The 12,242-nt window shown below is 67.7% G+C and carries 8 protein-coding genes; 3 read left to right on the top strand and 5 right to left on the bottom strand.

Annotation, left to right across the window (positions count from 1 at the left end):
- Position 1 precedes the first annotated feature (1 nt).
- Genes J3U95_RS01650 through J3U95_RS01640 form a run of 3 tightly spaced genes read right to left on the bottom strand, consistent with a single transcriptional unit; the run spans position 2 to position 4,413 of the window.
- Positions 2-2,410: an ABC transporter permease gene (locus J3U95_RS01650; RefSeq protein ID WP_208276969.1), complete on the bottom strand. Its 2,409-nt coding sequence runs from the start codon at positions 2,408-2,410 to the stop codon at positions 2-4.
- Between the two features lie 11 nt (positions 2,411-2,421).
- On the bottom strand, positions 2,422-3,102 hold the full coding sequence (locus J3U95_RS01645) for an ABC transporter ATP-binding protein (RefSeq protein WP_208276968.1): 681 nt from the start codon (positions 3,100-3,102) through the stop codon (positions 2,422-2,424).
- Between the two features lie 27 nt (positions 3,103-3,129).
- Positions 3,130-4,413 (bottom strand): efflux RND transporter periplasmic adaptor subunit, encoded by a 1,284-nt coding sequence (locus J3U95_RS01640; protein ID WP_229519573.1) that lies wholly within the window; start codon positions 4,411-4,413, stop codon positions 3,130-3,132.
- Between the two features lie 181 nt (positions 4,414-4,594).
- Between J3U95_RS01640 and J3U95_RS01635 the strand changes: the two genes are divergently transcribed.
- Together J3U95_RS01635 and J3U95_RS01630 are read left to right on the top strand one after the other, a co-directional pair.
- Complete coding sequence (locus J3U95_RS01635; protein WP_208276967.1) at positions 4,595-5,923, top strand: sigma-54-dependent transcriptional regulator; 1,329 nt, start codon at positions 4,595-4,597, stop codon at positions 5,921-5,923.
- Positions 5,913-7,112, top strand: a complete 1,200-nt coding sequence (locus J3U95_RS01630; protein WP_208276966.1) for a sensor histidine kinase — start codon at positions 5,913-5,915, stop codon at positions 7,110-7,112. The genes J3U95_RS01635 and J3U95_RS01630 overlap by 11 nt, the downstream gene beginning before the upstream one ends.
- On the opposite strand, the gene J3U95_RS01625 is transcribed toward J3U95_RS01630, so the two are convergent.
- A complete protein-coding gene (locus J3U95_RS01625) occupies positions 7,109-7,720 on the bottom strand; it encodes a TetR/AcrR family transcriptional regulator (RefSeq protein ID WP_208276965.1) in 612 nt (203 codons plus the stop codon). The genes J3U95_RS01630 and J3U95_RS01625 overlap by 4 nt on opposite strands.
- Before the next feature lie 129 nt (positions 7,721-7,849).
- On the opposite strand from J3U95_RS01625, the gene J3U95_RS01620 reads away from it, so the two are divergent.
- A complete protein-coding gene (locus J3U95_RS01620) occupies positions 7,850-8,875 on the top strand; it encodes an MBL fold metallo-hydrolase (RefSeq protein ID WP_208276964.1) in 1,026 nt (341 codons plus the stop codon).
- Between the two features lie 46 nt (positions 8,876-8,921).
- Here the strand turns inward: J3U95_RS01620 and J3U95_RS01615 are convergent, their stop codons facing one another.
- Positions 8,922-11,720: a valine--tRNA ligase gene (locus J3U95_RS01615; protein WP_208276963.1), complete on the bottom strand. Its 2,799-nt coding sequence runs from the start codon at positions 11,718-11,720 to the stop codon at positions 8,922-8,924.
- Positions 11,721-12,242: the final 522 nt, after the last annotated feature.

Below are 12,242 nucleotides of genomic sequence, written 5' to 3'. Positions count from 1 at the left end.
ATTACTCGCGCAGCGCCAGCACAGGGCGCATGCGCATCGCCGCCAGCGCGTGGCGCGTGGTGGCGCCCAGCGCCACCACGCAGGCCAGCAGCAGTGCCAGCGCCAGCGGCCAGCCGCCCACCGAGGCCCGGGTGGCGAAGCCGCCCAGGTACTGCTGGATCGCCAGCCAGGCCAGCGGCAGGCCAAGCAGGGCGCCGGCGCCGACCAGGCGACCGGTCTCGCGCGCCACCAGGCGGCCGATCGCGCCGCTGCTGGCGCCATACAGTTTGCGCAGCACGATCTCCCTTTCCCGCTTCTGCACGCTGTACGCCGCCAGCACATAGATGCCGAAGGCGGCGATGGCGCTGGCGATCAGGCTCGAGGCGCCCAGCAACTGGGCCAGGCGCCGGTCGTCGGCATAGAACAGGTCGGTCGCCATCTTTTGCATGCGCACCACGCCGAGCGTCTCGTTCGGGAAGTGGCGCGGCCACAGCGTTTCGATGGCGTGCGCGGTCGCCTCGGGGTTGGCGCGGGTGCGCACGATGAACATGCCGACCTGGTCGTGCAGCAGATAGGCGGTGGGTTGCTGTTCGTCGCGCGCCGAGCGGTGGCGAATGTCGGGAGCGATGCCGACGATCTGCTTCGGCCCTGAATCCCCGTCCGGATTGATCAGGCTCTTGCCGACCGCATCCTGGGCAGTAGCGAAGCCGAGCCGGCGCGCGGCAGAGGCATTGATCACCACGCGACCGGGTTCCCTGGCGCCGTCCAGCGCCGGGTCATACAGGCGTCCGGCCACCGGCTTCACGCCCAGCACATCGAAGAATTCCGGGGTCATGACATAGATCGCCAGGTCGGTCGCCTGGCCGCCCTCGCGCCGCAGCGTGGTGATGTTCTGGCCGACATTGAACGGCATGTGGGACACCGCCACTCCCGCCACGTCGGGCAGGCGCGCGATCTCGTCGCGCAGCGCGCGGGTGCGCGCATCGCGCATATCGTTCGCGGCCGGGAACATCAACAGCGGCGCCATATCGAAGCCGGGATCGATGGTGCTGGCGTGGCGCGTCTGCCAGGCCACCGCCAGCGTGGTCGCGGTGAGGCCCATGGCGGTGGCCAGCTGCAACACGGTCAGCGCGCGCCGCAGCCACAGGCCGCCGGCGCTTTCGCTGCCGTTGCGGCCGGCCAGCGCGGCGCCGGGGCGCACCCGCAGCGCCGACCAGGCCGGCCAGGCGCCGGCGGCCAGGCCGAGCAGCAGCCCGAGCCCCAGCGTGGCGCCCACGGCGGCGCTGTCGAACATGGCGTCGAACTCGCGCTGCACCAGGTCGGAAAACACCGGCATCAGCAGCCAGGCCAGCAGCAGTCCGAGCAGGGTCGCCACCAGGCACACCAGCACCGATTCGGCCAGGAACTGGCGAGCCACCGCCGGCGCCGAGGCTCCCAGCACCTTGCGCATCGCGATCTCGCGCTGGCGCGCCAGGGTGCGTACGGTGGCCAGGTTCACGTAATTGGTTGCAGCCAGCAGCAGGATCAGCGCCGCCACCCCGGCCAGGCCGAGCATGCCCTGGCGGTTGCCGTGCACCGAACCGGCGGCATCGACATCGGGCGCCAGGTAGACGTCGGCGAGCGCGCGCAGCCGGTATTCGATCAGGTCGCGTCCGCCCAGCCCGGCCACCTGCTCGGCATAGTCGCGCAGCACCAGCCGCGACTGGCGCAGGCCGCGCTCCACATTGGCGAGCGCCGCCCGTGGATCGGCGCCGGGCAGCAGTTTCACGTACACGCTGCCGCCGGTGAAGCCCCATGAGCGCTGCATATTGCGCAGCGATTCCTCCCGGATGAACGGCGCCCGGATGCCGGCCAGCGCCTCGTATCGCGTGGTGGTGGCCGCCGGCTGGTCGGCCAGCACCGCGGCCACGCTATACGTCTGCCGGTCGCCTTGCAGCGTGGCGCCGACCACGTCGGCGCGGCCGAACAGCTTGATCGCGGTCGATCGGGTGAGCGCCAGCGCGCCGGGACGGGTGAGCGCGGCCTGCAGGTCGCCGGCCAGCACCGTGGGCGAAAAGATCTGCTGGAAGGCGGGATCGACCAGGGTCAGGCCGAAGGAGCGTACTTGGTCGCCCACCCGCGCGTCCAGGCCGCGCTCCAGGAACGCCGTGGCCAGCAGCGGCTGGCCACTGGAAAGCAGCGCATCGCGCGCCGGCATGCTGGCCACGTGGGTCCAGCCGTTGCCGAGCAGCGCCAGGTTCCAGCTCTCCTGCAGCTGGTAGATGCGCTCGTGCTCCGGCACGTGGCGGTCGTAGGAGAAGGAATGGCGCACCAGGCCGAGCAGCAGGAAGCAGGCGGCGATGCCGACCGCCAGCCCCAGGATCACGACCGCGGAATACGAGCGGTCCTTGGCCAGCAAACGCCAGCCGATACGAAAGTCGCGCAATAGCATGTTCGCTCTCCTCACGCGGCCTGCAGCGCGTCGACCACGATGCGCCCGTCCAGCAGGCGCACGGTGCGCGAGGCCTGGGCCGCGTGCGCCGGCGAGTGGGTGACCATCACCACGGTCGTGCCTTCGGCATTGATGGTGCGCAGCAGGCGCATCACCTCGTCGCCGTGGGCGGTATCGAGATTGCCGGTCGGCTCGTCGGCCAGCAGGACGGCCGGCCCGGCCACCAGGGCGCGCGCGATCGCCACCCGCTGCTGCTGGCCGCCCGACAGCTGCGACGGCCGGTGCTTGCTGCGATGCGCAACGCCCAGGCGTTCGAGCATGGCCTGCACGCGGCGGCGCCGTTCGCTGCCCGACACGCCGGTGTACTCGAGCGCCAGTTCGACGTTCTCGAACACGCTCAGTTCCTCGATCAGGTTGAAGCTCTGGAAGATGAAGCCGACCATGCCGCGCCGCAGGCCGTTCAGGCGCGCCTCGCTCCAGCCGCTGACGTCGTGGCCGTCGAACAGGAAGCTGCCGGAACTGGGCACGTCGAGCAGGCCAAGAACCCCCAGCAGGGTCGACTTGCCGCAGCCGGAAGGCCCGGTGATGGCGACGTATTCGCCGGCGCCGATCTCGAGGTCGATGCGGTCGAGGGCGCGGGTCTGGACTTCGCCCGCCGTGTGGATCTTGCTGACGTTTGACAGCTTGAGCATGGTGGATTCCTGTGTGATGTGTGAATGTTACTCGGTCAGGCGCAGCCGTTCGGCCTTTCCGAAGCCGGCATAGCCGGACACGACGACCTGGTCGCCGGGAGCCAGGCCGGACAGCACTTCGACTTGTGTCGTGCTGCGACGGCCTAGTGCGATGTCGCGCTTTTCGGCATGGCTGCCGTCTTCCGTCACGACGAAGGCCCAGGCGCCGCCGCCGTCGTTGGCGAAAGCGCCGTTTGGCAGCAGCAAGGCGCGCGCGCTCTGGCCGAGGGTGAGTTGCACGTCCATCCCCTGGCCGGGACTGATCACCGCCGGCCGGGCATCCGTGAATACCAGTTCGGCGTTGAAGCGGCCTTCCTTGATCTGCGGGTAGACGGTGCTGACCCGCAGCGCGTAAGTCTTGCCGTCCTGGGTGATGCGGCCTTCGCGGCCGGGCGTGACGCGGCTCAGGTAGAACTCGTCGACCTGGGCGCTGAGCTTGAAACGGTTCGGATCGTCGATGCGGCCGATGGCCTGGTCCTGGCGCACCGCCTGGCCGACCAGCAGGCGAAAGTCGGTCAGCACGCCGTCGCTCGGCGCGCGCACCGCCAGCGCGTCGACCGTCGCGGCCACCAGTTCCAGGCCCGTGGCCAGGCCGCGGATGGCCTGGTCCATCTGCTTCAGGGCGCGCTCGCGCACGCCCTGTTCGAGGCGCATGCCGCGGCTTTCCTCGTTAAGCGCGCGCCGCGCCTGCGCCAGCTTGTCGCCCGATTCTTCGAGCGCCGCGGCGGAGATGAAGCCATCCCGCGCCAGCCGGGCATTGCGGGCGTGCTGCTTCTCGACTTGCCCGAATGCGAATTCGAGATCGTTCAGGCGGCGCTGGTGGTCGGTGCGCACCGCCTCTTGCGCCACCTGCAGGTTGGCCAGGTTCGAGATCTGCTGCGCATGTTCGGCCTGGCGCGCCAGCAGCTCCAGGTTGCGCTGCGGGTTCGACAGGCGAAACAGCAGGTCGCCTTTCCTGACCGCCTGGCCGTCGCGGGCGAAGACTTCCTCGACGCGGCCGGATTCGACCGCATCGAGCATGATCGAATTGAGCGGCTCGGCCAGCGCGCGCACCACGATCTCGTCGCGGAACACGCCGGCTTTGACGCTGGCGATGCGCACGTCGCGCAGCTCGACCTCGAGGCCGCGCGGCAGCATCTGCCACAGCAGCGCGCCGCCGGCGGCGACGGCGGCAAAGGCCAGCGCAAGTCGGGCGGCGCGGCGGCCGCGCCGTGGCGGCAGCGTCACGTCCATGGCGGCGCCGGTGACGGCGGGTGGGGGTATCTGGTCCATGCCGGAACTCTTTGCAAGCGGCGTGCCAGGCCGTTTTTGGGGCGTGTGGACGGCTTTTCGGCCTTCACCTGTCCGATTCCGGACAGGTCGGGTGTGCGGAGTCGGTCATGTGTCCGGGGGAGGCCGCACGACGCCGTTTTGCGCTGCTAGAATGCCTGCTGGCCTGACCATCCCGACCTCCATGTCCCCATCCTCCGCGCGCATCCTGATCCTCGACGACGACCCCGACGTCGCCTGCGCCGCGCAGATGCTGCTGCGGCGGCGCCACGGCGCGGTGGCCACGCTGGACGATCCCGCGCGGCTGGACGCCTTGCTGGCGGCCGGCGTGCCCGACGTGGTCCTGCTCGACCTGAATTTCACGCCGGGCCGCATCGACGGCGCCGAGGGCCTCGCGGTGCTCGACCGCCTGCGCGCCATGGCCGCCGCGCCGGCCGTGATCGTCCTGACCGCCTATGCCGACGTGCCGCTGGCGGTGGAGGCGCTCAAGCGCGGCGCCGGCGACTTCATCACCAAGCCCTGGGACAATGCACGCCTGCTGGCGGCGGTCGATGCCGCGCTGGCGCGGCGCGGCGCCAGGACCGTTGCCGTCGACGCGAGCCTGATGGGAGACTCGCCGGCCATGCAGGGCGTCAAGGCGATGATCGCCAGCGTGGCGCCGACCATGGCCAACGTCATGGTGCTGGGCGAGAACGGCGTCGGCAAGGAACTGGTGGCGCGCGCCATCCACGCGGCGTCCAGCCGCGCGCACGGCACCTTCCTGGCGGTCGACATGGGCGCCCTGCCGGAGACGACCTTCGAGAGCGAGATGTTCGGCCACCGGCGCGGCGCCTTCACCGACGCCAGGGCCGACCGCGCGGGCCGCTTCCAGGCCGCGCAGGGCGGCACGCTGTTCCTCGACGAGGTCGGCAATATGCCGCTGGGCGCCCAGGCCAAGCTGCTGACGGCGCTGGAGCGGCGCCAGGTGACGCCGGTCGGCGCCGACCGCGCCGAGCCGGTCGACGTGCGCGTCGTCAGCGCCACCAACCTGGATGAAACAAGGCTGTTCGATGCCTCGGTGTTTCGCACCGACCTGCTGTTCCGCCTGAACACGATCGTGATCCGCGTGCCGCCGCTGCGCGAACGGCGGGGCGATATCCCGGCCCTGCTGCATCACTACCTGTCGCTGTACGAGGGCGAGTACCAGCGGCCGGTGCGCGAGCTGGCGCCGGGTGTGCTCGAGCGCCTGTGCGCCTGGGACTGGCCGGGCAATGTGCGCGCGCTGCGCCACGCCTGCGAACGCGCCGTCATCCTCGGGCTTCAATCCGACTACCACGTCGACGACTTCGGCCTGGTGGCGCCGCCATCGCCGCCGGCGGCGCCAGTGGAAGAATCGTTCAAGCTCGGCGCGCTCGAACGCGACACCATCGCGGCCGCCATGGAGCAAGCCAGGGGAAACATCAGCCTGGCCGCGCGCCTGCTGGGCCTGAGCCGCGCGGCGCTGTACCGCAAGCTGGGCAAGCATGGGATCTAGGGCCGGCATCTGGCTGGCATTGGCCGGCATGCTGGCGCTGGCCTTCGGCGCGGGCGGGCTGGGCGAGTCGCCGCGCCTGCAGGTGACGTGCGCGCTGGCGGCATTGCCGATGCTGGCGCTGCTGTGGTGGTGCGTGGAGCGGCTTGCCCGGGCGCGCCAGGCGCCGCCCGTCGTGCCGGAAGCCGGCATCGAGCAGCGCGCGCTGCTCGACAACGCGCTGGCCTTCGAGGCGCGGCTCGAACACGCGCCGATCGCCTTGTTCTCCATCGACGCCGCCGACAGCGCGGCGCCGCTCAACGCCAGCGCGCGCAAGCTGGTCGCGCCGGGGCGGGCGCTCGACGCCGGCGCGCTGTACCGCCAGCTGGCGGCGCTGGACGCCAGGCGGCGCTTGATCGAGTTCGATACCGAGCGCGGCGTCGAACGTGCGCTGGTCGCGGTGTCGATGCTGACCCTGCACGGCGCGCCGCAGCGCCTCGTCGCGCTGATGCCGGTCGAGAGCGAGCTGGAAGCCGAGGCCCTGAAATCCTGGCGCCAGCTGGTGCACGTGCTGACCCACGAGATCATGAATTCGCTGACGCCGGTCGCATCGCTTTCACGTACCGCCCGCGATCTTTTGAGCGAGTTCGAGGAGAGCCTGCCGCCCGACGTCGGCGCCGACCTCAGGACGGCGCTGGAGGCGATCAACCGCCGCGCCGACAGCCTGGTCGATTTCGTCGGCAGCTACCGTAGCCTGTCGAACGTGCCGCCCGCGCGGCCCGAGCGCGTGGAGTTGGCCGACTTGTTCGGGCGGGTGAATGCGCTGGTGGGACCGGGCTGGCGCGCGCGCGGCGGGGACGTCACCTTCACGGTCGAACCGGCCTCGCTGGAATTGATGGCCGATCCCGGCCAGCTCGAGCAGGCGCTGATCAACCTGCTCAAGAACGCCTTCGAGGCCACGCAGCCCGGCGGCCGCGCCCGGGTCGATGCGCGGCTGGTGCGCGGCAGCCGCCTGCGCATCGAGGTCGTCGACGACGGCGCGGGCATTCCCGAGGCCTCGGTGCCGCACATCTTCACGCCGTTCTACACGACCAAGAAGCAGGGCGGGGGCATCGGGCTGGCCATGGTGCGCCACCTGGTGCACGAAAACGGCGGCACGGTGCGCTACGCCAGGTCGGTGGGCAAGGGCGCCCGCTTCGTGATCAGTTTCTAGGTTGCCGCGAAATACGACAGGAACATCGACACCGCGGCGTCGATGACCCGCTCCTGTTCCGCCGGCGCCAGCGGCGCGGCGCCCATCGCAATCTGCGGCCAGAAGGCGAAGGTCTTGATCTGGCCCTGCAGCAGGGTCGCCGCGAACGAAGGATCGCCCGCCTTGAGTTTGCCGTCGGCCTGCGCCGCACGGATCCAGGCCGTGACGCCTTCCTCGCGCTCGCCCAGGCGGGCAATCACCGGCAAGGTACGCTCCGGCGCATGAATCGCTTCGCCGATCGCCACCCGCGCCAGGGCGATGAACTCCGGATCGGCCAGGGTGCGCATCTTCAGCGTCATCAATTCGACCAGTTGCTCGCGCAGGCTGCGTTCGCTCTGGTAGCCCAGTTCGAGCTGGCCGGCGCTGCTTTCGAACATCTGCATCACGGTCTCGGCGAACAGCTCTTCCTTGCTGGCGAAGTGGTTGTAGACGGTGCGCTTGGACACTTCCGCAAGCGCCGCGATGGCGTCCATGCTGGCGGTTTCATAACCATGGACGCGAAACTGCTCGGCAGCGGCAGCCAGGATGGCGCTGCGTTTTCGGTCGGTCAGGCGGGTCGGCGTGTGCATACACGAATTTTACACTCAGTAGTTTACTTTCTCAAATTTCGATACTACACTGTGTAGTGTACTTTACGACTAATCATTCATACCATGCGCCTACTGTTCGGCACTATCCTACTTGGAGCAATCGCTATCATGGCTGCCTGCACCTCCTTCGCCAACACCACTACCGCACCCGCTTCGCCGCAATTTCACGATGGGAAATACCGCAACCCGGTCGAGATGCACAAGATGAGCTTTGGCGAAATGGCCAAGCTGTGGTGGATTTTCATGTTCGACAAGCCGAAGGGCACGATTCCCGAGCAGGCGGTGCCGGTCCGCACCCTGAGCCAGGCCGCGCTGCTGGCGGCGCCCGACCATACGCTGTACCGCCTCGGTCACTCGACCATGCTGATCAAGCTCGGCGGCGAGTTCTATCTGACCGATCCGGTGTTCTCCGAACGCGCCTCGCCCGTGCAGTGGGCCGGCCCGGCGCGCTTCCATGCGCCGCCGATCTCGATCGACGAACTGCCTCCGATCAAGGCCGTGATCCTGTCGCACGACCACTACGACCACCTCGACTACGCCGCCATCAAGGCGCTGGCCGCCAAAACGACGCTGTTCCTGACGCCGCTGGGCGTGGGCGACCGCTTGGTCGGCTGGGGTGTGGACCAGGCCAAGGTGCGCCAGTTCGACTGGTGGCAGGGCATGGAGGTGGGCGGCGTGCGCTTCACCGCGACGCCGGCCCAGCATTTCTCGGGCCGTACCCTGGCGGATGCGAATACGACCCTGTGGGCCTCGTGGGTGATCCAGCACGACGAGCTGCGCCTGTTCTTCAGCGGCGACACCGGTTACTTCAAGGGCTTCAAGGAGATCGGCGCCAGGTTCGGCCCGTTCGACGTGGCGCTGCTGGAAACCGGCGCCTACGACAAGCGCTGGCCCGACGTCCACATGCAGCCCGAGGAAACCATGCAGGCATTCCTCGACCTGAACGCGGGCTGGCTGTTCCCAGTGCATAACGGCACCTTCGACCTGGGGATGCATCGCTGGCAGGATCCGTTCGACCGCATCGCGCAGCTGGCCGACGACAAGGGCGTCAAGCTGACCACGCCCGAGATGGGCGAGGCGCTGGACTTGAAGCAGCCGCATGCGGGCGGGCGCTGGTGGCAGAACCTGAAATAAAAAAACGCGGCCGAGGCCGCGTTTCTTGTTTGGGGCGTGCGCCGGATCAGGCGGCCGGCAGCTTCGCCAGCTGTTCCTGCATCTTGGCCAAGGTGGCCGAGAAGTTCGCCACCCGTTCCTTCTCCTGCGCCACCACGGCAGCCGGCGCGCGGGCGACGAAACTCTCGTTCGACAGCTTTCCTTCGGCCTTGGCGATCTCGCCGCTCACGCGTGCGATCTCCTTCGACAGGCGCTCGCGTTCGGCGGCGACGTCGATCTCGACCTTCAGCATCAGCTTGGTGGTGCCGACGATCGACACCGCGGCCGGCGATTCCGGCAGCGCGTCGACGATCTGCACTTCGGCGAGCTTGCCCAGCAGCTGGATGTACGGTGCGAACACCGCCATCTTCGCGCGGTCTTCCTCGTTGCCCGGCTCGACGATCAGCGGCACGCGCACCGACGGCGACAGCGACATCTCGCCGCGCAGGTTGCGGGTGGCGTCGGTCAGCGCCTTGAACTGCTCCATCCACGCTTCCGCGTCCTCGTCGATCAGGGAGGTGTCGGCCAGCGGATACGGCTGAAGCATGATGGTCTCGCCGGTCTTGCCGGCCAGCGGCGCGATGCTCTGCCACAGCGCTTCGGTCACGAACGGGATGATCGGATGCGCCAGGCGCAGGATCACTTCCAGCACGCGCAGCAGGGTGTGGCGGGTGGCGCGTTGCTGCGCTTCGGTGCCCTGCTGGACGCGCACCTTGGCGACTTCCAGGTACCAGTCGCAGTACTCGTCCCACACGAATTTATAGATGCTGCTGGCGATATTGTCGAAGCGGTAGTCGGCGAAGCCTTTCGCGACGTCGAGCTCGACGCGGTTCATCAGCGAGATGATCCAGCGGTCGGCCGGGGACAGATCCTCGGCAGCCGGGGCGCCGCAGTCCTTGCCCTCGGTATTCATCATCACGAAGCGGGTCGCGTTCCACAGCTTGTTGCAGAAGTTGCGATAACCCTCGGCGCGGCCCAGGTCGAAGTTGATGTTGCGGCCCAGCGAAGCGTAGCTCGCCATGGTGAAGCGCACGGCGTCGGTGCCGAAGGCCGGGATTCCTTCGGGGAATTCCTTGCGCGTCGCCTTGGCGATCTTCTCGGTCGCGCGCGGGTCCATCAAACCAGTGGTGCGCTTGCCGACCAGGGTCTCGACGTCGATGCCGTCGATCAGGTCGATCGGGTCGAGCGTATTGCCCTTCGACTTCGACATCTTCTGGCCCTGCGAGTCGCGCACCAGGCCGTGCACGTAGACGGTCTCGAACGGCACCTTGCCGGTGAAGTGGGCGGTCATCATGACCATGCGCGCCACCCAGAAGAAGATGATGTCGAAGCCGGTGACCAGCACCGACGACGGCAGGAACATCTTCATGTCCGGCGTTTCTTCCGGCCAGCCCATGGTCGAGAAGGGCACCAGCGCCGACGAGAACCAGGTGTCTAGCACGTCGTCGTCACGGCGGAGCAGGCCCGTGATGCCTTGCGCGGCGGCCTTGGCCTGGGCTTCTTCTTCATTGCGCGCGACGATGATGGAACCGTCCTCGGCGAACCAGGCCGGGATGCGGTGGCCCCACCACAGCTGGCGCGAGATGCACCAGTCCTGGATATTGCCCAGCCACTGGTTGTAGGTGGTGCTCCAGTTCTCGGGCACGAACTTGATCTCGCCGCTGGCGACTTTTTCCAGCGCCACTTCGGTGATCGACTTGCCCGGATTGAAAGTGCCTTCCGGCGCCGGCTTGGTCATGGCGACGAACCACTGGTCGGTCAGCATCGGCTCGATCACGACATTGGTGCGGTCGCCGCGCGGGACCATCAGCTTGTGCGGCTTGATCTGTTCCATCAGGCCGAGCGCTTCCAGGTCGGCGACGATCTGCTTGCGCGCGGCGAAGCGGTCGAGGCCCTGGTACTGGGCGGGCGCATTCTCGTTGATCTTCGCGTCGAGCGTGAAGATGTTGATCGGCTCCAGGCCGGCGCGCTGGCCGACGGCGTAGTCGTTGAAGTCGTGGGCCGGGGTGATCTTGACGCAGCCGGTGCCGAATTCCTTGTCGACGTAGCTGTCGGCGATGATCGGGATCTCGCGGCCGGTGAGCGGCAGCTTGATCAGTTTTCCGTGCAGGTGGGTGTAACGCTCGTCGGTTGGATCGACCGCGACGGCGACGTCGCCCAGCATGGTTTCGGGACGGGTGGTGGCGACCGTCAGGTGGCCGCTGCCGTCAGCCAGCGGGTACTGGATGTACCACATCGAGCCGTCTTCTTCCTGCGAATCGACTTCGAGGTCGGAGACCGCCGTGCCCAGCACCGGATCCCAGTTGACCAGGCGCTTGCCGCGGTAGATCAGGCCTTGCTCGTACAGGCGCACGAAGACTTCGACCACCGATTTCGAGCGCACGTCGTCCATCGTGAAGTATTCGCGCTGCCAGTCGGCCGAGGCGCCCAGGCGGCGCATCTGGCCGGTGATGGTGTTGCCCGACTTTTCCTTCCACTCCCAGACTTTTTCCAGGAACGCGTCGCGGCCGAGGTCGTGGCGCGAGATCTTCTGGGCGTCGAGCTGGCGCTCGACCACGATCTGGGTCGCGATGCCGGCGTGGTCGGTGCCGGGCACCCAGGCGGTGTTGTAGCCGCGCATGCGGTAGTAGCGGGTCAGGCCGTCCATGACGGTCTGGTTGAACGCGTGGCCCATGTGCAGCGTGCCGGTCACGTTCGGCGGCGGCAGCTGGATGCTGAAGGACGGCTTGCCCTCGTCCATGGTGGCGGTGAAGTAACCGCGTTTTTCCCACTCGGCGCGCCAGAACTGTTCAATATCGGCTGGCTCGAAAGACTTGGCTAATTCCATGATGTGCTGGTAGGTGAAATTTTTGGCGAAAGAACCATTATAGGTCACCTTACATCGCCAGCCTATCGCGGCGGCATCGCTCGATATCGGCGCGCTCTGCCGCCGCCCTGCTGCCTTTTTGTAAAGACCGTCTGATTTTGTATGAATGGATGTCCGATCGTACCCCAATGCTGGCGACCCGGGCGAATCGCATGCGGTATTTCCATAGGAGAACTGGCGCTAAGAAAGCGGAACTATACCTCCATCGAGGGTGTCTGATGCTGTGTATGTTGGCTACAAAGCGCGCCATCGCATGATTCATTTTCACCGCGAAAACCAAGCGAGCGAAATGGAAGACTTCCTATGTAAGTGGCATGCAGCCAGCGAAGATTGGAGTATGAAACATGGCCCGCCACCCTCGCTCTTGCAGCGAAAACGGCGCTACCCGTGGCGAGTCTGGCGGTGACGTCAGACACTGCCGCCGATAATCATCGGCGGGAGGCGAGAAAGTAACGCCTGTCAGATACGAGAACGGTTAGCAAG

The organism is Massilia oculi (genome assembly GCF_017582745.1).
Classification (GTDB): domain Bacteria; phylum Pseudomonadota; class Gammaproteobacteria; order Burkholderiales; family Burkholderiaceae_D; genus Telluria; species Telluria oculi_A.
Note: the sequence above shows the minus strand (reverse complement) of the source record. Positions and strands in the feature narration are given on the sequence as shown.